Raw genomic sequence first — 25,416 nt, forward strand, 5'->3', positions numbered from 1 at the left:
GTACGGCGTGCCGTCAGGATTTGATGTACGGCTTGCCGTCGGCCGCGGGGGCCTTGATCTGGCCGACGAAGCCGACCACGGCGATCAGCGTGACGACGTACGGCAGCATCAGCAGGAACTCGCCTGGCACCGGCGTGCCGATGGCGCCGAACGTGTTCTGCAGGTTAGTCGCGAAGCCGAACAGCAGCGCGGCCAGGGTCGCGCGCACCGGGTCCCAGCGGCCGAAGATGACGGCGGCCAGGGCGATGAAGCCCGCGCCGTTGGTCATGTCGCGGTTGAAGTGCGGCACCGACACCAGCGTGAAGTACGCTCCGCCGATGCCGGCCAGCGCGCCGGCGAGCATCAGGTTCCAGAACCGCGTCGGGTTCACCTTGATGCCGACCGTGTCAGCGGCGCGCGGGTACTCGCCGACCGCACGCAGCCGCAGGCCCCAGCGGGTGCGGTACAGGCCGAAGGCGACGACCGGCACGGCGATGTAGAGCAGGTACACGATGAGGTTCTGGTTGAACAGCACCGGACCGAGCACCGGGATCTCGCTGAGCAGCGGGATCTTGATCTTGCCGAACTGCGGCGTCGTGTTCAGGGTGTCGGAGTTGGGGACCAGCAGGATCGTGAACAGGAACGTGGTCAGGCCGCTGACCAGCACGTTCAGCACGACGCCGACGATCACCTGCTCCACCAGGTACTTGATCGCGAACGCGGCGAGCACGAACGCCACCAGCATGCCGCCGATGATCGCGCCCACCAGACCGAACAGGGGGTTGTGCGCGAGGGTGCCGAACACGGCGCCGAGGAAGGCGCCGAGCAGCAGCTGCCCCTCGATCGCGACGTTGACGACGCCGGCGCGCTCGCCCACGACACCGCCGAGGGCCCCGAACGCGAGCGGCACCGCGAGCGAGATGGCACCGTAGAGCATGTTCACCACGGGCACCCGGCCGTTGGCATCCGCCGCCGCCCAGGTGACGAAGGCGAACACGCCGAGAATCGCGAACACGATCGGCACCCATGCACCGGCCCGGATGCGGCGGACGGCCGCGATCCACGACCAGGCGCTCAGGAGCACCAGCAGGATCGAGACCAGCACGACCACCAGGTCGGCGGAGACGCTCTGGTCGGGGATCTTCAGCGCGGTCGTGCCGTCGTCGAGACGGAACACGGCCGTGCCGTGACGCGGGGCGAGCAGGAACAGCGCGAGCAGCAGCACGGTGGCCACGCTCAGGCTGATCGGCAGTCGCTTGGCGACGGGCGTGACCACGGTGCGGGCCACGGGCGCCTCGGCGATCGCGGTCATGCCGCCACCTCCTTCGCGGCCGCGCGGGCGGCCTTCTTGTCTGCCTTCGCCTTCGCCTTCGCGGCGCGCTCGGCCTCGCTCTTGGGCAGGAAGAACATCGAGCGCACCAGCGGCGGCGCGGCGATGAACAGCACGATGATCGACTGCACGACGACCACGATCTCCTTCGGGATGCCCTGACCGGACATCGCGAACGAACCGGCCTTCAGCGCGCCGAACAGGAGACCCGCGGCGAAGATGCCCCCGGCGCGGCTGCGTCCCAGCAGGGCGACCGTGATCGCGTCGAAGCCGATCCCGGAGTCGAAGGTGCTGTCGAAGCCGTCCACGGTCGCGGTGCTGATCTGGTTGATGCCGGCGGCTCCGGCGAGAGCACCCGCGAAGATCATCGCGTAGGTGTACATCCGCTCGACGCTGATGCCGGCGGAGCGCGCGGCGCTCGGGTTCTCGCCGACCGCGCGCATCCGGAATCCGAGGCCGGAGCGCTCCATCAGCCACCACACCCCGATGGCGAGCAGGATGGCCACCAGGAAGCCGACGGTGAGGCCGGGGAACTGCGGGCCGAGCAGCGGCGGGAACTGCGCGGACTCCGGCGTCGGGACCGACTGCGACTGGTTGGAGCCGGGCTTCTGCAGCCCGGGCGTGCGCACCAGGTACCCGATCAGGTACAGCGCGATCCAGTTCAGCATGATCGTCAGGATCACCTCGTGCGCGCCGGTGCGCGCCTTGAGCAGTCCGGCGATGCCCGCCCAGATCGCACCGCCGATCATGCCGATGACGATCGAGTACGGGATGTGCAGCCACATGGGCATGTCGAAGGGCAGCTGGTAGGACAGGAAGCCCGCGAACGCGCCCGCGATGAGGATCTGACCCTGACCGCCGATGTTGAACAGGCCGACGCGGAACGCGAGACCGACGCCGAGGCCCGCCATGATCAGCGGCGCCGCGAACTTCAGCGTGTTCGTCAGCGGCATGATGAAGCCGGCGAAGTCAGTGGCGTTGAAGTTGACGATCGAGCCCTGGAACAGCGCCCCGTAGCCTCCGGAGAGCGCCGCCCAGATCGCGGCGAACGTGTCGGAGGGCCGCTGGAAGAAGTAGCCGGCGGCGGTCTGCACATCGGTGTTGGTGACGACGATCAGGATGCCGCCGATCACGAAGCCGGCGACGATCGCGAGGATCGTGGTCACGACGCTGCCGCGCATCAGCTCGCGCATGAAGACCGCCGAGCGCGACTCGGGCTGCTTCGGATGCTCGCCGGGTCCGGGCTGGGCGATCTGCGCGGCCGCCGCATCCGCGGCACCCGAGCTGATGCCCTTCTCCGCCGCGACGGCCTCGGGTGCCGCCGTCGGCCCCGAGGGCAGGCGGTCGGGACGGGGGGTCTGGTCGCTCATGCTGCGTCCTTCTCTCCGGCCATCAGCAGGCCGAGCACGTCGCGCGGGGTCGTGGCCGGGACGATGTCCATGATCCGGCCTCGGTACATCACCGCGATCTTGTCCGCCAGGGCGGCCACCTCGTCGAGTTCGGTCGAGACGACGACCACCGGGATGCCGGAATCGCGGGTCTCGACGATCCGCTTGTGGATGAATTCGATGGAGCCGACGTCGACTCCTCGAGTCGGCTGGGATGCGATCAGCAGCGTCAGCTCGCGGCTCAGCTCGCGCGCGATGACCACCTTCTGCTGGTTGCCGCCGGAGAGCGCGCCGGCCGGGGTCTGCGGACCCTGGGTGCGGATGTCGTACTCGGTGATGCGGTCGCGGGCGAACTCGTCCAGCCGGCTGCGGCTGATCGTGCCTCCGGTCACGAACGCGCCGTCCGAGGAGCGATCGAGCATCAGGTTCTCAGCCACCGAGAAGGAGCCGACCAGGCCGTCGACGGTGCGGTCCTCGGGAACGAACCCGACGCCCTCGTCGAGCACCTTGCGCACCGAGCTGCCGAGCAGCTCGCTGCCGTTCAGCGTTGCGGAGCCGGTGACGCCCTTGGTCTGCAGGCCCACGAGCGCCTCGACCAGCTCGGTCTGTCCGTTGCCCTGCACGCCGGCGATGGCGAGCACCTCGCCGGGGCGCACGTCGAAGCTCACGCCGTCCACCGCCAGCTGGCCGGAGGGCAGCGCGACGGTGAGGTCGCGCACCTCGAGCCCGCCGGACTCCTTGGCCTGCGGCGGGTTCTTGTGCACGGTCAGCTCGACGGCGCGTCCGACCATCATCGAGGCGAGCTCGGTGTTGGACGCGGTCGGGAGCGCATCGCCGACGATCCTGCCCAGACGCACGATGGTGATCCGGTCGGCCACCTCGCGAACCTCGCGCAGCTTGTGGGTGATGAAGACGATCGCCGTGCCCTCATCGCGCAGTTGACGCATGATGCCCATCAGCTCGTCGGTCTCCTGCGGGGTCAGCACCGCGGTGGGCTCGTCGAAGACGAGCACCTTGGCGTTGCGGGAGAGCGCCTTGATGATCTCGACCCGCTGCTGCACGCCAACGGGGAGGTCCTCGACCACGGCGTCCGGATCGATGTCGAACCCGAAGCGCGCCGCGACGTCGCGGACGTGCTGCCTGGCCTCGGCGATGTCCAGGATGCCGGTGTCGAGGCCGCCGGCGCGCCTGGTGCGCTCATGACCGAGCATCACGTTCTCGGCGACCGTGAACACGGGGATCAGCATGAAGTGCTGGTGCACCATGCCGATGCCGGCCGCCATGGCGTCTCCCGGTCCGGCGAAGTGCTGGACGGCGTCGTCCAGCAGGATCTCACCCTCATCGGGCTGGTACAGCCCGTACAGGACGTTCATGAGCGTGGACTTGCCCGCGCCGTTCTCGCCGAGGAGAGCGTGGATCTCCCCGGGCTGGACCACCAGATCGATGTGGTCGTTGGCGACGAGACTGCCGAACCGCTTGGTGATTCCGCGGAGCTCGAGCTTCATATCTGCACCCTACTCAGGACTTGCGTGGCATGACAGATGCGGCCGGACGGTCCAGCCGTCCGGCCGCATCAGGTTGGTTTCGTCAGGCCTTCGGCGACGAGACCGAGGTGACCTTGATGTCGCCGGAGATGATCTTCTCCTGCAGCGCCTTCAGCTCATCGGTGAGGCCGGCCGGCAGCTTCGACTCGAAGTCGTGGAAGGACGACAGGCCGACGCCGCCGTTCTCCAGCGTGCCGATGTAGGGCGTGGTGTCGACCTTGCCGGAGGAAGCGTCCTTGACGGCCGAGTACACGGCCTCGCCGATCTTCTTCTGGATCGAGACCAGCGTGATGTCGGCGACCGAGGAGTCGGAGACGGCCAGGTCGGAGTCGACGCCCATGAGCAGCGTGCCCTTGTTCTGCGCGGTGATGGCAGCGGCGGCCGACTGGTAGATCGGGCCACCGACCGGCAGCAGCACGTCGACGCCCTGGTCGAGGATCGACTGAGCGGTCTGCTTGGCGGTGTCGTTGGCCGCGAAGCCACCCGTCATCTGACCCTTCTGGGTGTCGGCGTCCCAGCCGACCGACTTGACGTCGGTGCCCTTGTCCTCGTTGTACTTGGCGACGCCCTGGACGAAGCCGTCCATGAAGATCGTCACCGGCGGGATCTGCAGACCGCCGAAGGTGCCGACCTTGTCGACGCCGGCCTCGTGCGACCAGGATGCCGCGGCGTATCCGCCGAGGTACGCGGCCTGCACCGTGTCGAACAGCAGGGGCTTGATGTTCGGAGCGTCCGGCTTGCCGTCGCTGTCGCCGTCGGCGAGGTCGTCGATGATCGCGTAGTTGACCTTCGGGTTGGCCTTGGCCGACTTGATGGTGTCGGCGGACAGCTTGAAGCCGACCGTGACGATGTAGTTGCAGCCCTGGCTGATCGCCTGCTCGAGGTTCGGACCGTACTGGTCGGCCGAGTCGGACTGCAGCTCGACGGACTTCACGCCGAGCTCCTTGACGATCTTGTCCAGACCCTCCTTGGCCGACTGGTTGAAGGAGCGGTCGTTCCAGCCGCCGTCATCCGAGATGATGCAAGGCTTGAAGTTGCTGGCGGCGGGCTTGTCCCCGCCGGGCTTCGTGTCGGTCGGCGCCTGGCCGCAGCCGGCGAGAGCGAGGATGACGCCGGTGGCGAGGGCCGCCCCGAGCATCTTCTTGGTCGTAGAGATGGGCACTCTTTGCCTCCCCTGAGATCTGTCCCGCGGACATCGCGGATCGATCTAAATTACCCACGGTTACGGTTCTGCGCACCACTCGCCAGGGATGTGCTGGCGAAAGGTTACAAATCCGCAATGCGAACTCCGCGATCCGCTTGGCGGACAGCCACGGAGGGGTCAGAGCACGTCGCCGCGACCGGTGAGCTTGAGCGACTCCACGACGCCCTTCACACGCTGCGCGTGCTCGACGGTCGTGACCAGCAGGGCATCCGGAGTGTCCACCACCACGATGTCCTTGACCCCGACCAGGCTGATCACCCGCGAGGTCTGGCTGACCAGGATCCCGCTGGCCGCGTCCGAGAGGACCCGCGCCTTCGGCCCCAGCACCGCCAGGTCGTTCTTGCGCCCGTGCGTGATCAGCTTGGTCAGCGAGGCGAAGTCGCCCACGTCGTCCCAGTCGAAATGACCAGGGATCACGGCGAGCCGGCCGCGCGCGGCGGCGGGCTCGGCGACCGCGTAGTCGATCGCGATCTTCTTCAGCCGCGGCCAGATGCGGTCCACGGCGGGGCCCCGGCGGTCGCGGTCGTCCCACGCCTCGGCGAGCTCGATGAGTCCGGCGTGCAGTTCGGGCTCGTTCACGGAGAGCTCGTCCAGCAGCACGCTCGCCTTGGAGATGAACATGCCGGCGTTCCACAGGTAGTCGCGATCCGCGACGTACTCCTTCGCTGTGGCGAGGTCCGGCTTCTCGACGAACCGCTCGACGAGGGTCGCCTCGGGGGCGCCGTCGACGACGATCTCCTCGGCGCGCTTGATGTAGCCGAAGCCGACGGAGGGCTCGGTCGGCGGGATGCCGATCGTGACGATGTAGTCCTGCCGCGCCACCTGCACGGCCTGCTGCACCGCCCACTCGAACACCTGGGTGCCGCGGATGACGTGGTCGGCGCTGAACGAGCCGATGATCACGTCGGGGTTCCGGCGGTGCAGCACCGCCGCCGCCAGGCCGATCGCGGCCGCGGACTCGCGCGGCTCGGATTCGAGCAGGACGTTGGCGTCCGGGATGCCCGGGAGCTGCTCCTCCACCGCCGCGCGGTGCGCGCGACCCGTGACCACGGCGATCCGATCGGGACCCGCGAGGGGCTCCAGCCGATCCCACGTGTCGCGCAGCAGGGAGTGCCCTGATCCGGTCAGGTCGTGCAGGAACTTCGGGGCGTCGGCCCTGGACAGCGGCCACAGCCTGCTGCCGATGCCGCCCGCCGGGATCACTGCGTGGAAGTCGTCGATTCGCCCCATGCCCACCAACCTATCGGGGCCCGCTGGGATCCCCGTCGGACGACGCGCTAAGGGTCCCCTTCGTCGCACCCAGCGTTCTGACAGGAATAGGATGGTCGAGGTCGGGCGTGCCCGGATGCACGGACCCGACGTCACGATCGAGCAGGGAGGACGACGTGTCCACGAGCACACGCTTGACACCGTCGATATCGGAAACCACCTCGAAGTCTCCTCGCGGAACCCTGTACCGGGGTCGCGAGGGAATGTGGTCCTGGGTGCTGCACCGCATCACCGGAGTCGCCATCTTCTTCTTCCTGCTGGTGCACGTGCTGGACACGGCGCTGATCCGCGTCTCGCCCGAGGCGTACAACGCGGTCATCGGCACCTACAAGATCCCGATCATGACCTTCGGCGAGATCGTGCTGGTCGCCGGCATCGTGTTCCACGCGATGAACGGCCTCCGCATCATCCTGGTGGACTTCTGGTCCAAGGGCGCGAAGTACCAGCGCCAGATGTTCTGGATCGTCATCGGCGTGTGGGTCGTGCTCATGGCCGGCTTCGCCTCTCGTCACCTGATGCTCGCGTTCGGAGGGGCTCACTGATGGCCACGCAGACTGTCGCTTCCGCCCCCGTCGCCGCACGCCGCCAGCGCAAGATGAACCTGGAGAAGGTCGGCTGGCTGTTCATGCGCGGATCCGGTGTGCTCCTGATCGTGCTGATCTTCGGTCACCTCTTCGTGAACCTGATGGTCGGCGGCGGCATCCACGCCATCGACTTCGCGTTCGTCGCAGGCAAGTACGCCACTCCCTTCTGGCAGTGGTGGGACGTGCTGATGCTCTGGCTCGCGCTGATCCACGGCTCCAACGGCATGCGCACGATCGTGAACGACTACGTCACCCACGCGGGCGCACGCAAGGCGCTGGTGTGGGCCCTCGGCCTGGCCGCAGCGCTCCTGATCATCCTGGGCACCCTCGTGGTGTTCACGTTCGACCCCTGCAACGGCGTGCTCGAGAACGGCGCCATGTGGGAGACCTGCCAGGCCCTGGGCAAGTAAGACGAGAAGGCAGAACACACAGTGACTACTCAGACGTCCGAGTCCGTCGTCCGCGATGGCATCCACTACCACGAGTTCGACATCGTCATCGTCGGCGCCGGCGGCGCGGGCATGCGGGCGGCGATCGAGGCCGGGCCCGGCGCCCGTACCGCGGTGATCTCCAAGCTGTACCCCACGCGCTCGCACACCGGTGCAGCGCAGGGCGGCATGGCTGCGGCGCTCGCCAACGTCGAGGAGGACAACTGGGAGTGGCACACCTACGACACGGTCAAGGGCGGCGACTACCTCGTCGACCAGGATGCCGCTGAGATCCTGGCCAAGGAGGCCATCGACGCGGTCATCGACCTGGAGAACATGGGTCTGCCGTTCAACCGCACGCCCGAGGGCAAGATCGACCAGCGCCGCTTCGGCGGCCACACCTCCGAGCACGGGAAGGCGGCCGTGCGCCGCGCCTGCTACGCGGCCGACCGCACCGGTCACATGATCCTGCAGACGCTGTTCCAGAACTGCGTCAAGCTCGGCATCAACTTCTTCAACGAGTTCTACGTGCTCGACCTGATCACGGTCAAGGACGAGGCGGGGGCCACCCAGGTCGCCGGCGTCGTGGCGTACGACCTCGCCACCGGCGAGCTGCACGTCTTCCACTCGAAGGCGATCATCTTCGCGACCGGTGGCTTCGGCAAGATCTTCAAGACCACCTCCAACGCGCACACCCTCACCGGTGACGGCGTCGGCATCGTGTGGCGCAAGGGCCTGCCGCTGGAGGACCTGGAGTTCTTCCAGTTCCACCCGACCGGTCTCGCCGGCCTCGGCATCCTGCTGACCGAGGGCGCGCGCGGCGAGGGCGCGATCCTGCGCAACGCCTCGGGCGAGCGCTTCATGGAGCGCTACGCCCCCACCATCAAGGACCTCGCTCCCCGTGACATCGTCGCGCGCAGCATGGTGCAGGAGGTGCTCGAGGGACGTGGCGCGGGGCCCCACAAGGACTACGTGCTGCTGGACTGCACGCACCTGGGCGCCGAGGTGCTGGAGACCAAGCTCCCGGACATCACCGAGTTCGCCCGCACCTACCTGGGCGTGGACCCGGTCGTCGAGCCGGTGCCCGTCATGCCGACCGCGCACTACGCGATGGGCGGCATCCCGACCAACAACAACGCCGAGGTCCTCGCGGACAACACCACCACCGTCCCCGGCCTGTACGCCGCCGGCGAGTGCGCGTGCGTCTCGGTGCACGGCTCCAACCGCCTCGGCACCAACTCGCTGCTGGACATCAACGTGTTCGGCAAGCGCGCAGGGCGCAACGCCGTCGAGTACGTGAAGACCGCCGAGTTCGTGCCGCTGCCGGAGAACCCCGCCGGCTTCGTCAAGGACATGGTCGACGGTCTGCGCAACAACCAGGGCACCGAGCGCATCGCCGTGCTGCGCAAGAAGCTGCAGGACGAGATGGACAAGGGCGCGCAGGTCTTCCGCACGCACGAGTCGCTCGAGCACGTGCTGGGCGTGATCAAGGAGCTGCGCGAGCGCTACAAGAACGTGCACGTCGACGACAAGGGCCGCCGGTTCAACACCGACCTGCTCGAGGCCGTCGAGCTGGGCTTCCTGCTCGACCTCGCCGAGGTCGTCGTCTACGCCGCGCAGAACCGCGAGGAGAGCCGCGGCGGTCACATGCGCGACGACTTCCCCAAGCGCGACGACGAGAACTACATGAAGCACACCATGGCGTACCTGACCGGCGACCCCCACTCGTCGACGCCGGCCGACCACATCCGGCTGGACTGGAAGCCCGTGGTCTTCACCAAGAACGAGAAGGGCGAGTTGAACTACCCGCCGATGGAGAGGAAGTACTGAGCATGTCGAACGCCGTCGCAGAGGCTCCTGCAAACGATTCGGGTGTGCAGTCCTTCCTCGTCACGTTCATCGTGCGCCGGTTCGACCCCGAGAAGGACGCCGAGCCGCACTGGGTGGACTACGACGTCGAGCTGTACTCGACCGACCGAGTGCTGGACGCCCTGCACAAGATCAAGTGGGAGGTGGACGGCTCGCTGGCCTTCCGCCGCTCGTGCGCCCACGGCGTGTGCGGATCGGATGCCATGCGCATCAACGGCCGCAACCGCCTGGCCTGCAAGACGCTGATCAAGGACCTCGACATCTCGAAGCCGATCTACGTCGAGGCCATCAAGGGCCTGCCGCTGGAGAAGGACCTCATCGTCGACATGGAGCCGTTCTTCGCCTCCTACCGCGAGGTGCAGCCGTTCCTGATCGCCAACTCCGCTCCCCCGAAGGACAAGGAGCGCATCCAGACGATCGCCGACCGCGAGATCTTCGACGACACCACCAAGTGCATCCTGTGCGCGGCGTGCACGTCGTCGTGCCCGGTGTTCTGGACCGACGGGCAGTACTTCGGGCCGGCCGCGATCGTGAACGCGCACCGCTTCATCTTCGACTCGCGCGACGACGCGGCCGACGTGCGCCTGGACATCCTCAACGACAAGGAGGGCGTGTGGCGCTGCCGCACGACCTTCAACTGCACCGAGGCATGCCCCCGCGGCATCGAGGTCACCAAGGCCATCGCCGAGGTCAAGCAGGCCGTCCTGCGCGGCGGCCGCTGATAGACCAGAGCACAGCCATGCGCGCCCGACTGAGTCACTCAGCCGGGCGCGCTGCTGTTCTCGCCCGCAGAGCCGCCGCGCTGTTCCCGGTGCGCGTCTGGCGGCGCTTCCTGCGACGGAACGGCTTCCTGCTCTCGGCGGGCATGGCGTACCAGGGACTGTTCGCGCTGTTCGCACTGCTCTTCGTGGGCTTCGCCTCCGTGGGCGTCTGGCTGGGAGGCAGCGACTCGGCCGTGGATGCGCTGATCACCGTCGCGAACAGCTATCTGCCCGGAATCATCGGCGAGCACGGCATCGCCGCGCCGGACCAGGTGCGCGAGATCGTCCAGAACGCGGGCACGGCGTTCGCGGCCACGGGTCTGATCGCGATCGGCGTGGCGATCTGGACCGCTGTCGGCGCGGTCACCTTCACCCGTCGGGCCGTTCGCGACGTGTTCGGACTGCCCTTCGACACCCGCAGCTTCGTGGTGCTCAAGCTGCGCGACGCGCTCGGCGCGTTCTTCTTCGGTGCGGCCCTGATCGCGGGCGCCGTGCTCAGCGTCTTCGGCGTGTGGGCTCTCACCCAGCTGCTCGACCTGCTCGGCTGGGACCTTCCCAACGGGACGATCCGGGGCACCGTGTCGGCGGGTTCCGTGCTCGTCATCATCGCGATCGACACGGCGGCCATCGCCCTGCTCGTCCGCTTCCTGACCGGCACCACGATCCACTGGCGCACCATCTGGCCGGGGGCGAGCGCAGGAGGGATGACGGTCGCAGTGCTGCAGCTCGGCATCGGCCTGCTCTTCGCCCATTCCCCCGGCAATCCGCTGCTGGCCACGTTCGCGGTCATGGTCGCGCTGCTGCTGTGGTGCCGGCTGGTCGCCGCGGTGATCCTGATCTCGGCGACCTGGATCGCGGTGAGTGCCGCCGATCGCGGCGAACCGCTCGAGCAGCCGGATGCCGCTGCGGCCGCGCACCGTCTCGTCGTGGACCGCGAGCAGGAGGCGCGACGTGCGCTGCGCGAGGTGCAGGAGGCCTGGGCGCGGTCGCGCTGGTGGCGCCGGCGCGACGCGCGCGCCGACCTCGTGGCGGCGCAGGAGGCGTGGGAGGACGCCGCCGCCGAGCTCACCGCTTCCTCGCAACAGGGTGGCGGCACCGCGCGACCGGCGAGACGGAGTGTCCCCGGCCGTCATTAGGCTGGATGCATGCCACATCTGCGAATCGCCTCTGTCAACGTCAACGGGATCCGCGCGGCGGTCCGCAACGGCATGCGCGGCTGGCTCGACGCCGCCGATGTCGACGTGCTGACGCTGCAGGAGGTGCGCGGTCAGGACGAGCATCTGCAGGAGGCCTTCCCGGACTGGTCGATGCTGCACGACGTCGCCACGGCGAAGGGACGGGCCGGCGTGGCGGTGCTCAGCAGGGTGCCCGCGCTCGCATCCCGCACGGCGCTGGGCGCCGAGGACTTCGACTCCGCCGGTCGCTGGCTGGAGGCCGACTTCGATCTCGGCGGCACGCCCCTGACGGTCGTGAGCGCCTACGTGCACTCCGGCGAGGCCGACACCCCGAAGCAGATCGAGAAGTGGAAGTTCCTCGACGCGATGGGCGAGCGCATGGCGCAGCTGGGCGCGGACGGCGCGCACGCGCTCGTCACGGGCGACCTCAACGTGGGACATCGGCCGCTCGACATCCTGAACTGGAAGGGCAACGTCAAGAAGTCCGGCTTCCTGGCCCGCGAGCGCGCCTACTTCGACCGCTTCCTCGGCGCGGCGGGTGAGCCCGTCACGGGGCAGGAGGGCATCGGGCGAGGCATGGTCGGGCAGCTCAGCGACACCCGTCCCTTCGCGTCCGAGGCCGGAGGCACCGGGCTCGGGTGGGTGGATGTCGGGCGCGCCGCGCACGGCGAGGTCGCCGGCCCGTACACGTGGTGGTCGATGCGGGGTCAGGCGTTCGACAACGACAGCGGCTGGCGGATCGACTACCACCTCGCCACTCCCCCGCTCGCGGCCCGCGCGACCGGCTACACGGTCGCCCGCGCCGCCACCTACGCCGAGCGCTGGAGCGACCACGCCCCGGTGATCGTGGACTACACGTACTGAACAATAGGATTGAACGGTGACTCAGAAACCACGCCTCTACTCCGGAATGCAGCCCTCCGCCGACTCCCTCCAGGCCGGCAACTACATCGGGGCGCTCCTGCAGTGGCGTGAGATGCAGTCCTCGTTCGACGCCTTCTTCTCGGTCGTCGACCTGCACGCGATCACCGTCCCGCAGGACCCGGCCGAGCTGCGCGAGAAGACCCGTCGCACCGCAGCCCAGTACATCGCCGCGGGCATCGAGCCGTCGAAGTCCACCCTGTACGTGCAGTCGCACGTACGCGCGCACGCCGAGCTGGCCTGGATCCTCAGCACCATCACCGGCTTCGGCGAGGCCGGCCGCATGACGCAGTTCAAGGACAAGTCGGCACGCTACGGCGCCGACTCGACCTCGGTGGGTCTCTTCACCTACCCGGTGCTGATGGCCGCCGACATCCTGCTGTACCAGACCGAGCTGGTCCCTGTCGGCGACGACCAGAAGCAGCACGTCGAGCTGACCCGCGACCTCGCGGAGCGGTTCAACAAGCGCTTCGGCGAGACGTTCACGATCCCGAAGGCCGTGATCCAGAAGGACACCGCCCGCATCTACGACCTGCAGAACCCGACGTCGAAGATGTCGAAGTCGGCGGAGAGCGATGCCGGGGTGCTGTGGCTGCTGGACGACCCGGCGAAGTCGGCGAAGAAGATCATGCGCGCGGTGACCGACGCCGAGGGTTCGGTGCACTACGACCGCGAGAACAAGCCGGGGGTCTCCAACCTGCTCACCATCTACGCGGCTCTCACCGGACGCCAGGTGGGCTCCATCGAGGACGAGTACGCGGGTCGCGGCTACGGAGACTTCAAGAAGGGCCTCGCCGAGGTCGTGGTCGACGAGTTCGGCCCCGTGCGCGAGCGCGCGAACGCGCTGCTCGACGACCCCGCTGAGCTCGACCGCCTGCTGGCCGTGAACGCCGCGAAGGCCGACGAGGTCGCGAACGCCACCCTCGCCGACGTCTACGACAAGGTCGGGCTGCTGCGGAGGGTGCTGTGACCGACGGAGCAGGGCCGGCCCCGTCCGGCCAGGTTCCCCCGCCTCCGGTGCCCGCGCCGCCGGTGCCCGTCCCGCCGCCCGCTGCTCCGCCTGGTGCTTACGGCGTGCCGGTGGGTGGCTATCAGACGCCCGTCGGTGGCTATCAGGTGCCGTCGGACACCGCTCCGGCGAGCCGGCGCACAGGCATGCTCGCGCTCGTCGCCGCGCTGATCGCGGTGGTCGTCGCGCCGATCGTCGCGGGCGTCCTCGCCGTGCAGATCGGCATGCAGGTGCCGCTGGAATCCCTGATCACAGTCACGGGGGACGTCGTGTGGGCTGCGCTCACTCCGGTTCGCACCCTGGTGCTGTGGGTCGAGATCCTGTTCTGGGCGGCGACGGCGATCGGCATCCTCGCCCTCGCCCTCGGGATCGTCGCGACGGTGCGCCGTCGCGGGCGCGGTGCCGGGATCACGGCGATGATCCTGGCCGTGCTGGGTCCCGTCGTGTTCTTCCTGCTGACGTCGGTGCTGCTGGGCGTCGGGAACGGGATGGCAGCGACGGCGGGCTGACCCCACCGCCCCCGGGGTGCCTTCAGCCGCGAGCGTGGTGCTTCTGCTGCGCGGCGAGCAGCCCCTCCTCGAGGAGCAGCTCGGTGGCGTCCGCGACATCCGAGAGGAAGATCGGGAGCGTCTTCTGCTCGACCGATCCGAAGTTCCCGAGCACCCAGTCCGCGGGGTCCTGGCGACCGGGCGGACGGCCGATGCCGGCCCGGACGCGCGGGAACTCGGGAGTGCCGAGAGCCCGGGCGATGTCCCGGACGCCGTTGTGGCCGCCGTGCCCGCCGCCGGTCTTCAGGCGGATGCTGTCAAAGGGGATGTCGAGCTCGTCGTGGATCACGACGACGTGATCCGGCTCGACCGAGTAGAAGCGGGCGAGCGCCGCGACCGGCGCGCCCGAGACGTTCATGAACGAGTTGAGCTTGGCCAGCACGAGCTTGTCGCCACCGGGACGCAGCCAGGTCTCCACGACGCGGGCGCCCGCCTTGTGCTCGCGGAACCGCTCGCCCCGGCGCTCGGCGAGCTCGTCCACGACCATCTGACCGATGTTGTGGCGGGTCGCCGCGTACCGCGGACCCGGGTTGCCGAGACCGACGATGAGCCAGGTGGATGCCATGCCCGATTCCTCTCGTGGGATGAAGAAGGGGGCGCGATCGCTCGCGCCCCCTCCGAATGCATCAGCGGATCACTCCGCGGCGGCCTCCTCGGCCGGAGCCTCCTCAGCGGCGGCCTCCTCGGCCGGAGCCTCCTCGGCGGCGACAGCCGGAACCGAGATCGCGACGACGAGGGTCTCCGGGTCGGCGACCAGCGAGACGCCCTTGGGGAGCTTCACGTCGGCGGCGGTGATGTGCGCGCCCTCCTCGAGGCCCTCGACCGAGACCTCGACGTGCTCGGGGATGTGGGTGGCCTCGGCCTCGACCGCCAGGGTCGTGGCGTCGAGGTTGGCGATGGTGCCTGCGAACGACTCGCCCACCAGGACGACGGGGAGGTCGATCGAGACCTTCTCGCCCTTCTTCACGACCAGCAGGTCGATGTGCTCGATGATCTGGCGCACCGGGTCCTTCTGCACGTCCTTGACCAGCGCGAGCTGCGACTTGCCCTCGATGTCGAGGTCGAGCAGCGCGTTGGCGCGACGGATGATCAGCGAGACCTGGTGGCCGGGCAGCGCGACGTGCACGGGCTCGGTGCCGTGGCCGTAGATGACCGCGGGGATCTTGCCCTCGGCGCGCAGGCGACGAGCGAAGCCCTTGCCGAAGCTGGTGCGGAGGTCTGCGTGGACCTTGTTGTCGTCGGACATGATGTTCTCCTTCAAGCACACGGGGCTGGCCGTGCGGTGGTCGTGGGTTTCGGCGCCTCGAGCGCGGACACGAAGAAGGGAGACATCAGTGCTCACATCACCGCGTCGATAACGGATGCGCGCGCGGAGACGGCATCCCTCGCCGAGGAACTTCTCCATGGTACCCGAATCCTCGATAGGCTGTGTGCCATGCCCGTTGCTGCAGTCATCACCCACGTCCTGTTCTGGCTCATCGGCGCGATGGCCGTCGTCGGCGGCATCGGCGCGTTCGCCGCGATGTTCACCATGGGTCGCTCGGGCTACCGCAAGGACTGAGTCCTCGTCAGCTCGCCCGCGATCGACGCCGCCACGGCGTCGGCCGGGGCCAGTCCGCCGATCCGCACCCCTGACTCGTCAGGCTGAAGCGACTCGAGGGTCGCCAGCTGGGAGTCCAGCAGGGACGCCGGCATGAAGTGGGCGCCTCGCTCCCCCATGCGTCGTACGAGTTCGTCGCGCGACGCCGTCAGCTCGGCGAAGAACACCCCGGGCTCGCTCTCCCGGATCGCGTCGCGGTAGACCCGGCGCAGCGCCGAGCACGCGATGACGATCCGAGCGTCGGAGCCGAGCTCGGCTCCGACCGTCGCCAGCCATGGCATCCGGTCCTCGTCCGTCAGCGGCACACCGGCGGCCATCTTCTCCACGTTCGCGGAAGGATGCAGATCATCGCCGTCCACGAAGCGGGCGCCGAGCGCGTGGGCGAGGGCCCGGCCCACCGTGGACTTGCCGCATCCGCTCGGCCCCATCACGACGACCCGCATCACCGGAATTCCAGCAGGACCTTGCAGGAGCGCGACGCATCAGCGGCCAGCGCGAACGCGGGCAGCGCATGCTCGGCGGGCATCACGTCGCTGACGATGCCCGTCACGTCGATGCGGCCCGTGGCCAGCGCCTCGATGACGTCGTCGAACTCCGCGCCGAACCGGAACGAGCCTCGCAGTGTGAGCTCGCGGGTGATCGCGGTGGCGATCGGCGCCGGCACCTCGCCGGCGCGCTGCAGGCCCAGCATCACGACGACGCCGCCGCGCACGGCCGCGGACACCGCGGCGCCGAGGCCCGGCACCGTGCCGCTGGACTCGATCACGACGTCGGCGTGCAGTGCGGCGATCGCGTCGGCGTCACGCGCGTCGAGCGTCGCGATGCCTCGTGCGGCGGCGATCTCGCGCGGGCGCTCGTGCAGGTCGGTCACCGTGACGCGCGAGGCGCCCAGCCCCTGGGCCACCGACGCCACGAGCTGCCCGATGGGCCCCGCTCCGATCACGGCGACGGTGCGGCCGGCGACATCGCCGGCCTGGTGCACGCCGTGCCAGGCGACGGCGGCGGGCTCTGCGAGTGCGGCGGTGCGCAGGTCCATCCCTGCGGGCAGCTCGTGCAGCATGCGGGCCGGCAGTGCGACGCGGCGCGCGAAGGCGCCCTGGGTGTGCGGCAGCAGCATGGCCGAGCCGAGGTAGGTGGATGCGGGCGCGAGGTTCGGATGCTCGTGCGGCCACGGGGTGCGTCCGTCGTCGTGCGGGGTGAGCGGATGCACCGCGACGCGGGCGCCCACGGCGGGCCCCGTCCCGTCGGCCGCGGCGGCGGAGACGACGCCGGACACCTCGTGTCCCAGGATCATCGGCTCCCGCAGCACGGACGCCCCCGCCGCCCCGTGCATCCAGTAGTGCAGGTCGGAGCCGCAGATGCCGCCGTAGGCGACCTCCACGATCGCCTCGCCGGGGGCGGGACGCGGCTCCTCGATCTCCTCGACGCGCAGATCGTCTGCGGCGTGTGCGACGACGGCGATGTTCGACATCGGATGCTCCTTCGCGGTTGCGGCGGCTGTCAGCTGAACGGGGTGCGGAGCTCCACCGCACCGACGGCGATGGTCACGGTCTGCCCGGGCCGGATCGGCGCCTGGGAGTGCGGGGCACCGGTCATCACGACGTCGCCGGGCCCGAGCGGCGACCAGGAGGCGACGTAGGCGAGGCACTCGCGGATGGAGACCGGCAGCTCCACCGCCCCCGTGGAGGCGACGACGACGCCGTCGACCGCGACGGTGAGCGCGATGTCGTCGATGTCGGCATCCGTGTCGATCCACGGGCCGAGCGGCGTGTACCCCTCCCCCGACTTCGACTCGAAGTTGCGCGGGTCGGACTCACCGCGATCAGGGCTGGAGAGGTCGTTCACGGCGGTGACGCCCAGCACGTACTCGTGCGCGTTCTCAGCGGTGAGGCCGGTCGTCTCGCGGCCTATGACCACGGCGATCTCCCCTTCCGCTACGGCCTGTCCGGCGTCCCTGCGAAGGCGCACGGGCCGGCCGGATGCGATGACGGTGCGCGGGCTCTTCAACCAGGCCTGCACCGGGGAGGCGTGCCCGGGTCCGTTCTGCGCGATGCCGACCACGACGACCGGCTCGCACGGCGGAAGCACGTCGCCGTGGACCTCCTGCTCCGCGACGGCAGGCGCGCGCCCCGCGGCGAGCGCCGCGAACGGATCCTCCGTGCGCCGCATCCGCGCGCCGTCCGCCCGCACCCAGCGGATGCCGTCGTCGGTGCGCACTCGTCCGACGAGCATCACACCACCGCCGTCATGCCGCCGTCGACGAACAGCGTCTGCCCGTTGACGAAGTCGCTGGCGGGGCCAGCCAGGAACACGAGGGCGCCGACGAGGTCGCGCACGTCCCCCCAGCGGCCTGCGGGCGTGCGGCCCCTGACCCACGCGGAGAACTCCTCGTCATCCACGAGCGCCTGCGTGAGCGCGGTCTCGAAGTAGCCGGGCGCGATGGCGTTGGCCTGGATGCCGTGCGGCGCGAGATCCGCGCACAGTCCCTTCGTGAACATCACGATCGCGCCCTTCGTCGCGGAGTAGGCGGCGATCGACGGACGCGCCAGCTGCGACTGCACACTGCCGATCTGGATGATCTTCCCGGAGCCGCGCTCGATCATGCCGCGGGAGGTGCGGCGGGCGAGGTGGAAGACGCCGGAGAGGTTGGTGCCCACGAGGGCGTCCCAGTCCTCCTCGGCGAACTCGGCGATCGGCGCACGCCGCTGGATCCCGGCGTTGTTGACGAGGATGTCGGGGGTGCCGACCAGCTCCTCCACCTCGGTCATCCCTGCATCCACGGCGGCGGCATCGGTGATGTCGAACGCGACGCTGTGCGCCTCGATGCCGGTCTCCTGCGTGATCTCGGCGGCGGCGTGCGCCGCCTTCGCGGCATCGCGGCCGTGCACGACCACCCGGGCGCCGGCCTCGGCGAGCCCCTCGGCCAGCGCGCGGCCGATGCCCTGGCTGGATCCGGAGACCAGCGCGGTCCGCCCGGTCAGGTCGAAGGCCGAGATGCCGCGGGCGGTCACCGTCCGACCGCCGTGATCGAGACGGTCGTGGCGAACACGTCGTCGCCGGCCTCGGCACGCGACACCTTGATCGCGTCGTCCACCCGGGTCAGGTCGCGGCGCAGCGTCTCGGGGGCGAGGAACGTCGACGCGGTGGTGATCAGCGCGAGCACGCCCATGTAGGTGCCCAGCAGGATCCAGTTGCCGCCGCTGACGGCGATCAGGTAGGCGCCGAGCACACCCGCGAGCCCACCGGCCAGCACGGCAGAGATCTCGCGCGCCATCGCCACGCCCAGGTAGCGGTGACGGTTGCCGAACAGCTCGGGGAGCATCGCGCACTGCGGGCCGAGCATGGTGTTCACGGCCACGCCGATGCCGACCGCGATCACGGCGATCGCGAGGACGTGGTTGCCCAGCGACAGCATCCACCACGCGGGGAAGCAGTAGATCAGCATGAACACGGCTCCGAAGCGGTAGATCGTGCGGCGTCCGAAGCGGTCGGAGAGGTGTCCGGCGAACGGAACGGAGAACATGCCGATCAGCGAGCCGATCGTCACGCCCCAGGTCAGCAGGCTCTTGTCGGCGGCGTCGCCGACGACCGACACGAAGAAGGCGAGACCCAGCGTCTGGAACATGTAGGAGCCGCCGTTCTCCGCCATGCGCAGGCCGATGCCGACGATCACGCCGGGCAGGCCGTGCGTGAAGATCTCGCGGATCGGGCGGTCGGCGATCTGCTCGTGCTTCTCCAGCTCGATGAACGTCGGCGTCTCGCGGAGGCGCATCCGGATGAACAGGGCGAGCAGGATCAGGACGAACGACGCCAGGAACGGCACGCGCCAGCCCCAGCTGAGCAGCGCGTCCTTCGGCAGCAGGCTGATGAAGCTGAAGACCAGGGCGGCGAGCAGAGTGCCGGCCTGGATGCCGATGAAGGGCAGCGCCGAGAAGAAGCCGCGGCGGCGCACCGGCGCGTACTCGGCCATCAGCACCGTCGCACCCGCCTGCTCGGCTCCGGCGCCGAAGCCCTGCAGCAGGCGCATGAGCACGAGCAGGATCGGCGCCCAGAGGCCGACCGCGTCGTAGGTGGGCAGCAGGCCGATCGCGGTGGAGGCGCCGCCCATCAGCAGGATGGTGACGACCAGGACCCACTTGCGGCCGATCTTGTCGCCCAGCACGCCGAAGAACAGTCCACCGAACGGACGGGCGAGGAAGCCGACGCCGAAGGTGGCGAACGCGGCGACCGTCGCCATGGCCGGGTCGCCCTGCGGGAAGAACAGCACGTTGAAGATCAGTGCTGTGGAGAGCCCGTAGAGCGCGAAGTCGAAGTACTCCAGTGCGCTGCCGATGCTGGACGCGAGGGTCGCGCGGCGCAGGTTGGCCGCGTACTCCGGGTCATCGGGTGGGGTCTGCTGCGTGGTGAGTGAATCGGTCACTGCCATCTCCTTCGATCGGCTTCGCCATCGGCTTGGCACTGACGTTACCAGCCTGTTGGACGATGTTCAATACTTTGGACTCACAATGGGCGCGCAAACCCGGACGTCGCCGATGCGACGCCCGGACGACCGCGCCTCAGCGGCGCGCAGCCGCGCTGAACGGGTTCGTCAGCGCCTGCGCGGCCTCGTGCAGCGCCTCGCCGACGCGCTCGATGCGCTCGAAGTCCGCCTCGGCGGCACGGATGGCGACGCCCAGCGCCAGCGGAGGATCGGACGGCGCCCAGGGCTCCAGCGGAACGGCCACTCCGACGATGCCGCGGAAGGACTCCTCCGCATCCAGCGCCCAGCCGCGCCGGCGCGCTGCGGCGAGCGCCTCCAGCAGTCCGGCCATCGTGGTGGCGCTGCGCTCGGTGAGGGCGGGGAAGACGGCATCCGCCCCCAGCAGTTCGACCACCTCGTCGTCGGTCATCGACATCAGCAGGGCGCGGCCCGTCCCCGACAGCCCCGCCGGGAGGCGGGAACCCAGCGGCGTGCCGAGACGCAGCGAGCGCGACCCCTCGTGCCGCGCCAGGTAGAGGGCATCCGTGCCGTCCAGCAGCGCCACCTGCACGAGCTCGGACGACAGCACGGGCGACGACTCGCACACGCTGTAGAACTCGCGCACCTGGTTGAACTGGGCGGCGAACGCCCCGCCCAGCTCGGCGGTTCGCAGCCCCAGCCGGTAACCCGCGGAGGTGCGCTGGATCATTCCGCCCGCCTCCAGCGCCAGGCACAGATTGGCCGTCGACGACTTGGCCAGGCCCAGCTCGCCCGCGAGCTCCGTGAGCGTGCGCGGCTGCGCCTGCGCCAGCAGTCCCAGCAGCCGGATGCTGCGGGTCACCGCCGGTGCGGGATCCCGGCCTTCACGCGAATCCTCGTCGCCTGCCACGCTTCCCCCTCCCGGCACCCGCGCGGGCGCCGTGAACTCAGTAGAACTCGACTGTATCGACCGTGGCGCGCAGAGGCTCGCCGTCCAGCAGACGGCCGGCGCTCTCGGCGAAGCGTCGGGCGATGCGCTCCGCCTCCTTCGAACTGCGCGCCGCGGTGTGCGGGCTCACGAGCACGCTCGGGTGCGACCACAGCGGCGAGTCCTGCGCGAGCGGCTCCTTCTCGAAGACGTCCATCGCGGCGAAGCCGATCCGGCCGTCGTCGAGCGCAGCCAGGAGCGCACGCTCGTCGATCACGGTGCCCCTGCCGACGCTGGCGAGGATCGCTCCCGGCCTGACGGCCTCGAGCACCTCCTCGCCGATCAGGTGATGCGTCTGCTCGGTGCCGGGAAGGGTCACGACGATCACGTCCACCTCGCCGGCGACCTGCACGATCTCGTCTGGCGCGATGAGCCTGCTCACCCCTTCGACAGGACGCCCGGAGCGCGTCGTGCCCCAGACCGTCGCCCCCAGGGCGTGGAAGCGGCGGGCGCATTCCGCCCCGATGCCGCCGAGACCCACGACCAGCACCGTCATCTCGTCGACCTGGCGCATCTCCCAGCGCTGCGGCCACACGCGGGCGTCCTGGTCGGCACGCAGACGGGGCAGCCCCTTCGCGCCGGCCATCACCCCGAAGACCGCGAACTCCGCGAGCGGCCCGGCGTGCACGCCGGCACTGGTGGTGAAGACGATGCGATCCAGGGCGTCCTGATCGAGCCCAGCCGCCTTGACCTGACCTCCGCCCCCGGCCGCGGTCGTCATCACCCAGCGCAGGCGCGGATTCGCGGCGACGGTGCGGGCGAGCTGCACCGGCGACACGTCGGGGATGCCGAACAGAGCGTCAGCCGAATCGACCATCGCCTCGTAGTCGGCCTGCTGCTGCGGCGTGCGTGAGAAGGAGGGATCGCCCTCCCAGTCGGCTGGCCAGCGCATCGGCGGGACCAGCGAAGGATCGCTGATCATCTCCACCCGGGGTTCGATACGCTCGATGAGCCGGCAGAGCTCCTCGTCCAGCGGCACGGCCGCGACCACTCGGAGTCTGTCCTCGGTCTGCGTCATCGTGATCCCCTTCCTCGGGTGACATCAGCCACCACGGTACCGCAAATCCACTCTGTTGAACACTGTTCCATTGAGTGGATCTTCGCTAGCATGACCGCATGGACACCTCAGCTGCCACCGTCGGGATGATCGGACTGGGTTCGATGGGTGCGCCCGTCGCGAAGCGGATCCTCGCCGCGCGAGGCGAACTCGTCATCCACGCCAGGCGCCCGCAGCCCGAGCTCGTCGAGGCGGGCGCGACGTGGTCCGCCACTCCCCGCGAGCTCGCGTCGCGGGTGGATGTGCTGCTGAGCCTGCTTCCGGACCTTCCCGAGCTCGAGGCGCTGCTGGACAGCGAGGACGGACTGCTGGCGGGCGCCGGCGATCTGCTCATCCTGATCGGCTCGACCTCCTCCGCGCCGGCCGTGCGCGACCTCGCCGAGCGACTGCACGCGCAGACCGACGGCCGGGTGCGCGTCGTGGACTGCCCGGTCTCGGGCGGCGAGGACGGCGCGAAGGCGGGGACGCTCTCGATCATGCTGGGCGGCGATGACCCGGACGACGTGGCGCTGGCCGCCGATGTGCTGGCGCCGTGCGGCACCCCCGTGCACCTCGGCCCGCTCGGCGCGGGCGAGGTCGCGAAGGCCTGCAACCAGCTGGTGGTCTCGGCGACCATCCTGGCGCTGGGCGAGGCGACCGTGCTCGCGGACCGCTCCGGGCTGGACCTCGACCGGATGTGGCGGCTCCTCGCCGGTGGCTACGCGGGCTCGCGCCTGCTCGAGGCCCGACGCGACAAGCTGGTCAGCGGCGACGACTCCCCCAGCGGCATGGCCAAGTACATGGTGAAGGACCTGGGCTTCGCATCCGACATCGCCGCCGCCACCGGAACCCGGGCGGCACTGCTGCCCGCGCTGCGCGCGGCGTTCGACGAGATCGTCGACGCCGGCCTCGGCGAGCGGGACATCTCCGTCACCCGGCGTCTGACCGCGCAGCGCGGTGCGCACGCGGGCGAAACGCGCGAGTCCTGACCCTCCCCCAGCGGATACCCTGAAACCACCTGCACCCACGATCGAGGAGCTCTCAGTGCCCGAAGCATCAGCCAACATCGGAGTCGTCGGACTCGCCGTCATGGGGTCGAATCTGGCCCGCAACCTCGCGAGCCGCGAGGGAAACACGGTGGCGGTGCTGAACCGTTCCCGCACCAAGACCGACGAGCTGGTCGCCGCGCACCCCGAGGCGGGCTTCATCCCGGCGTTCTCGTACGAGGAGTTCGCCGCGTCGCTGCAGAAGCCGCGCACCGCGATCATCATGGTCAAGGCCGGTGGCCCGACGGATGCCGTGATCGATGAGCTCGTGAAGGTGTTCGAGCCCGGCGACATCATCGTCGACGGCGGCAACGCATACTTCCCCGACACCATCCGCCGCGAGAAGGCGGTGCGCGGCACCGGCATCAACTACGTGGGCGCGGGCATCTCCGGCGGCGAGGAGGGCGCTCTGAACGGCCCGTCCATCATGCCCGGCGGCTCGGACGAGTCCTGGGTCACGCTCGGCCCGATCCTGAAGTCGATCGCCGCGGTCGCGGAGGGCGAGCCGTGCGTGACGCACATCGGCCACGACGGTGCCGGCCACTTCGTGAAGATGGTGCACAACGGCATCGAGTACGCCGACATGCAGCTCATCGCCGAGGCGTACGACCTGATCCGCCGCGGCACGGGCAAGAGCCCGGCCGAGATCGCCGAGATCTTCGCGGAATGGAACAAGGGCGAGCTGGAGTCCTACCTCATCGAGATCACCGCCGAGGTGCTCCGCCAGGTGGACGCCGCCACCGGGCAGCCGCTCGTCGACGTCATCCTCGACCAGGCCGGCGCCAAGGGCACCGGTGCCTGGACCGTGCAGACCGCCCTCTCGCTGGGCACCCCGGTCTCCGGCATCGCCGAGGCGACGTTCGCGCGCTCGCTGTCCTCCCACCCCGAGCAGCGCGCGGCAGCCTCCGCCCTCCCCGGGCCGGACGAGGCGTTCACCGTCGCAGACCCGGACGCCTTCATCGAGGACGTGCGCCTCGCGCTGTACGCGTCGAAGATCGTCGCCTACTCCCAGGGCTTCGACGAGATCCGCGCAGGCGCAGCCGAGTACGACTGGACCATCGACCTGGGCGCCGTGTCCAAGATCTGGCGCGCGGGCTGCATCATCCGCGCCCAGTTCCTGAACCGCATCGCAGACGCCTACGCCCAGACCCCCGACCTGCCCGTACTGATGACCGCGCCGTACTTCGCCGAGGCCATCACCCGCGCACAGGCCGCCTGGCGCCGCGTCGTCGTGGCCGCCGCACAGGCCGGCATCCCCGCCCCCGCGTTCTCATCATCGCTGTCCTACTACGACGGCATCCGCGCCGACCGCCTCCCCGCAGCCCTCGTGCAGGGCCAGCGCGACTTCTTCGGCGCCCACACCTACAAGCGCACCGACAAGCCCGGCACCTTCCACACCCTCTGGTCCGGCGACCGCACCGAGATCGAAGCCGAGGACACCCACTGATCCCCGCGCCCCGCTGCGCTGAATGAGGGCCGGATGCCGAACAGGCATCCGGCCCTCACAGCATCCGCATAGCCAACCCTATGGATTCTCGATGAGAGGGCGCGCACAATGAGTGCATGACTCACGAGCACCCCGACCTGCGCCGTCCGGACGGCTCCCCGCTGCGCATCCTCGCCGTCGACGACGAGCCCATGCTCACCGACCTGCTGGCGATGGCGCTGCGCATGGAGGGCTGGGAGGTGCGCACCGCCGGTTCGGGCCTGGAGGCTCTGCAAGTCGCCCGCGACTTCGAGCCGGATGCCCTGGTGCTGGACGTCATGATGCCCGACCTCGACGGCGTGGGGGTCCTGCGCCGGCTGCGGGAGGCGGGCAATCTCGTACCGGTGGTGTTCCTCACCGCCAAGGACTCGGTCGGCGACCGCATCGCGGGCCTGACCGCCGGCGGCGACGACTACGTGACCAAGCCGTTCAGCCTCGAGGAGGTCATCGCGCGCCTGCGCGCCGTGATCCGCCGCTCCGGACAGGGGCGCGCCGACGACGAGCAGTCGATCCTGCGCGTGGCCGACCTGTCGCTGAACGAGGACAGCCACGAGGTGATGCGCGGCGACGACGAGATCGAGCTGACCGCCACCGAGTTCGAGCTGCTGCGCTTCCTGATGCGCAACGAGCGGCGCGTGCTCTCCAAGGCGCAGATCCTGGACCGCGTGTGGAGCTACGACTTCGGAGGCAAGTCGTCGGTCGTGGAGCTGTACATCTCGTACCTGCGCAAGAAGATCGATGCCGGCCGCACGCCTCTGCTGCACACCGTGCGCGGCGTCGGCTACATGATCAAGTCCCCGCAGTAGCGTGCAC

General features: G+C 69.6%; 26 protein-coding genes. 12 read left to right on the forward strand and 14 right to left on the reverse strand.

The annotated features are described in order from the left end of the window. Positions 1-13: 13 nt before the first annotated feature. The 5 genes from ACTJJ4_RS14580 to ACTJJ4_RS14600 all read right to left on the reverse strand — a co-directional run bounded on the left by ACTJJ4_RS14580 (position 14) and on the right by ACTJJ4_RS14600 (position 6,675). Complete coding sequence (locus tag ACTJJ4_RS14580; RefSeq protein ID WP_292704664.1) at positions 14-1,291, reverse strand: ABC transporter permease; 1,278 nt, start codon at positions 1,289-1,291, stop codon at positions 14-16. Next, on the reverse strand, positions 1,288-2,679 hold the full coding sequence (locus ACTJJ4_RS14585; RefSeq protein WP_440943995.1) for an ABC transporter permease: 1,392 nt from the start codon (positions 2,677-2,679) through the stop codon (positions 1,288-1,290). The genes ACTJJ4_RS14580 and ACTJJ4_RS14585 overlap by 4 nt, the downstream gene beginning before the upstream one ends. Further along, positions 2,676-4,202, reverse strand: a complete 1,527-nt coding sequence (locus tag ACTJJ4_RS14590; RefSeq protein WP_440943996.1) for an ABC transporter ATP-binding protein — start codon at positions 4,200-4,202, stop codon at positions 2,676-2,678. The genes ACTJJ4_RS14585 and ACTJJ4_RS14590 overlap by 4 nt, the downstream gene beginning before the upstream one ends. A gap of 82 nt (positions 4,203-4,284) precedes the next feature. Beyond that, positions 4,285-5,403, reverse strand: a complete 1,119-nt coding sequence (locus tag ACTJJ4_RS14595) for a BMP family lipoprotein (RefSeq protein ID WP_292704661.1) — start codon at positions 5,401-5,403, stop codon at positions 4,285-4,287. Positions 5,404-5,562: 159 nt separating this feature from the next. Beyond that, positions 5,563-6,675, reverse strand: a complete 1,113-nt coding sequence (locus ACTJJ4_RS14600) for a mannose-1-phosphate guanylyltransferase (protein ID WP_440943997.1) — start codon at positions 6,673-6,675, stop codon at positions 5,563-5,565. Positions 6,676-6,830: 155 nt separating this feature from the next. On the opposite strand from ACTJJ4_RS14600, the gene sdhC reads away from it, so the two are divergent. The 8 genes from sdhC to ACTJJ4_RS14640 are packed head-to-tail and all read left to right on the forward strand — an operon-like array spanning position 6,831 to position 13,970. Continuing rightward, positions 6,831-7,256, forward strand: a complete 426-nt coding sequence (sdhC, locus tag ACTJJ4_RS14605; RefSeq protein ID WP_440943998.1) for a succinate dehydrogenase, cytochrome b556 subunit — start codon at positions 6,831-6,833, stop codon at positions 7,254-7,256. Continuing rightward, positions 7,256-7,708 carry a succinate dehydrogenase hydrophobic membrane anchor subunit gene (locus ACTJJ4_RS14610; protein WP_285636116.1) on the forward strand — a complete coding sequence of 151 codons (453 nt, stop codon included), beginning with the start codon at positions 7,256-7,258 and terminating at the stop codon, positions 7,706-7,708. Before sdhC ends, ACTJJ4_RS14610 begins: the two co-directional genes overlap by 1 nt. Positions 7,709-7,729: 21 nt before the next feature. Continuing rightward, on the forward strand, positions 7,730-9,556 hold the full coding sequence (gene sdhA / locus ACTJJ4_RS14615) for a succinate dehydrogenase flavoprotein subunit (RefSeq protein ID WP_440943999.1): 1,827 nt from the start codon (positions 7,730-7,732) through the stop codon (positions 9,554-9,556). 2 nt (positions 9,557-9,558) lie between these two features. Then, on the forward strand, positions 9,559-10,317 hold the full coding sequence (locus tag ACTJJ4_RS14620; protein ID WP_285636122.1) for a succinate dehydrogenase iron-sulfur subunit: 759 nt from the start codon (positions 9,559-9,561) through the stop codon (positions 10,315-10,317). 17 nt (positions 10,318-10,334) lie between these two features. After that, positions 10,335-11,492 carry a YihY/virulence factor BrkB family protein gene (locus tag ACTJJ4_RS14625; protein WP_440944000.1) on the forward strand — a complete coding sequence of 386 codons (1,158 nt, stop codon included), beginning with the start codon at positions 10,335-10,337 and terminating at the stop codon, positions 11,490-11,492. 9 nt (positions 11,493-11,501) lie between these two features. Further along, positions 11,502-12,395 (forward strand): exodeoxyribonuclease III, encoded by an 894-nt coding sequence (locus tag ACTJJ4_RS14630; RefSeq protein ID WP_440944001.1) that lies wholly within the window; start codon positions 11,502-11,504, stop codon positions 12,393-12,395. 16 nt (positions 12,396-12,411) lie between these two features. Continuing rightward, on the forward strand, positions 12,412-13,422 hold the full coding sequence (gene trpS, locus ACTJJ4_RS14635) for a tryptophan--tRNA ligase (protein WP_292704651.1): 1,011 nt from the start codon (positions 12,412-12,414) through the stop codon (positions 13,420-13,422). Next, the gene (locus tag ACTJJ4_RS14640; protein ID WP_440944002.1) at positions 13,419-13,970 is read left to right on the forward strand and encodes a hypothetical protein; all 552 of its coding nucleotides are present in this window, start codon (positions 13,419-13,421) and stop codon (positions 13,968-13,970) included. Before trpS ends, ACTJJ4_RS14640 begins: the two co-directional genes overlap by 4 nt. Before the next feature lie 22 nt (positions 13,971-13,992). On the opposite strand, the gene pth is transcribed toward ACTJJ4_RS14640, so the two are convergent. Together pth and ACTJJ4_RS14650 are read right to left on the reverse strand one after the other, a co-directional pair. Further along, positions 13,993-14,574, reverse strand: a complete 582-nt coding sequence (gene pth, locus ACTJJ4_RS14645; protein WP_285636138.1) for an aminoacyl-tRNA hydrolase — start codon at positions 14,572-14,574, stop codon at positions 13,993-13,995. A gap of 69 nt (positions 14,575-14,643) precedes the next feature. Then, the gene (locus tag ACTJJ4_RS14650) at positions 14,644-15,255 is read right to left on the reverse strand and encodes a 50S ribosomal protein L25/general stress protein Ctc (RefSeq protein WP_440944003.1); all 612 of its coding nucleotides are present in this window, start codon (positions 15,253-15,255) and stop codon (positions 14,644-14,646) included. A gap of 189 nt (positions 15,256-15,444) precedes the next feature. Here ACTJJ4_RS14650 and ACTJJ4_RS14655 point away from each other — a divergent pair, with 189 nt between their 5' ends. Continuing rightward, on the forward strand, positions 15,445-15,570 hold the full coding sequence (locus ACTJJ4_RS14655; RefSeq protein WP_285636144.1) for a hypothetical protein: 126 nt from the start codon (positions 15,445-15,447) through the stop codon (positions 15,568-15,570). On the opposite strand, the gene ACTJJ4_RS14660 is transcribed toward ACTJJ4_RS14655, so the two are convergent. The 7 genes from ACTJJ4_RS14660 to ACTJJ4_RS14690 all read right to left on the reverse strand — a co-directional run bounded on the left by ACTJJ4_RS14660 (position 15,555) and on the right by ACTJJ4_RS14690 (position 22,053). Further along, the gene (locus ACTJJ4_RS14660; protein ID WP_440944004.1) at positions 15,555-16,052 is read right to left on the reverse strand and encodes a gluconokinase; all 498 of its coding nucleotides are present in this window, start codon (positions 16,050-16,052) and stop codon (positions 15,555-15,557) included. The genes ACTJJ4_RS14655 and ACTJJ4_RS14660 overlap by 16 nt on opposite strands. Then, positions 16,052-17,080, reverse strand: a complete 1,029-nt coding sequence (locus ACTJJ4_RS14665) for an alcohol dehydrogenase catalytic domain-containing protein (RefSeq protein WP_440944005.1) — start codon at positions 17,078-17,080, stop codon at positions 16,052-16,054. Before ACTJJ4_RS14665 ends, ACTJJ4_RS14660 begins: the two co-directional genes overlap by 1 nt. A 29-nt stretch (positions 17,081-17,109) precedes the next feature. Then, a complete protein-coding gene (locus tag ACTJJ4_RS14670) occupies positions 17,110-17,841 on the reverse strand; it encodes a fumarylacetoacetate hydrolase family protein (protein ID WP_440944006.1) in 732 nt (243 codons plus the stop codon). Beyond that, entirely contained in the window at positions 17,841-18,620 is a 780-nt protein-coding gene (locus ACTJJ4_RS14675; RefSeq protein WP_440944007.1) for an SDR family oxidoreductase, read from the reverse strand. Before ACTJJ4_RS14675 ends, ACTJJ4_RS14670 begins: the two co-directional genes overlap by 1 nt. Further along, positions 18,617-20,035 (reverse strand): MFS transporter, encoded by a 1,419-nt coding sequence (locus ACTJJ4_RS14680; RefSeq protein WP_440944008.1) that lies wholly within the window; start codon positions 20,033-20,035, stop codon positions 18,617-18,619. The genes ACTJJ4_RS14675 and ACTJJ4_RS14680 overlap by 4 nt, the downstream gene beginning before the upstream one ends. Before the next feature lie 130 nt (positions 20,036-20,165). Further along, positions 20,166-20,957, reverse strand: coding sequence for an IclR family transcriptional regulator (locus tag ACTJJ4_RS14685; RefSeq protein ID WP_440944009.1), 792 nt, complete (start codon positions 20,955-20,957; stop codon positions 20,166-20,168). A 37-nt stretch (positions 20,958-20,994) separates the two neighbouring features. Beyond that, positions 20,995-22,053 carry a D-2-hydroxyacid dehydrogenase gene (locus tag ACTJJ4_RS14690; RefSeq protein ID WP_440944010.1) on the reverse strand — a complete coding sequence of 353 codons (1,059 nt, stop codon included), beginning with the start codon at positions 22,051-22,053 and terminating at the stop codon, positions 20,995-20,997. Positions 22,054-22,151: 98 nt separating this feature from the next. Between ACTJJ4_RS14690 and ACTJJ4_RS14695 the strand changes: the two genes are divergently transcribed. The 3 genes from ACTJJ4_RS14695 (at position 22,152) to ACTJJ4_RS14705 (ending at position 25,409) form a co-directional block, all read left to right on the forward strand. Then, on the forward strand, positions 22,152-23,060 hold the full coding sequence (locus tag ACTJJ4_RS14695; protein ID WP_440944011.1) for an NAD(P)-dependent oxidoreductase: 909 nt from the start codon (positions 22,152-22,154) through the stop codon (positions 23,058-23,060). 55 nt (positions 23,061-23,115) lie between these two features. Then, on the forward strand, positions 23,116-24,564 hold the full coding sequence (gndA, locus tag ACTJJ4_RS14700) for an NADP-dependent phosphogluconate dehydrogenase (protein WP_440944012.1): 1,449 nt from the start codon (positions 23,116-23,118) through the stop codon (positions 24,562-24,564). Positions 24,565-24,680: 116 nt separating this feature from the next. After that, positions 24,681-25,409, forward strand: a complete 729-nt coding sequence (locus tag ACTJJ4_RS14705; RefSeq protein WP_285636170.1) for a response regulator transcription factor — start codon at positions 24,681-24,683, stop codon at positions 25,407-25,409. Positions 25,410-25,416 lie beyond the last annotated feature (7 nt).

The organism is Microbacterium sp. 22195, from assembly GCF_052056515.1.
Classification (GTDB): Bacteria; Actinomycetota; Actinomycetes; order Actinomycetales; family Microbacteriaceae; genus Microbacterium.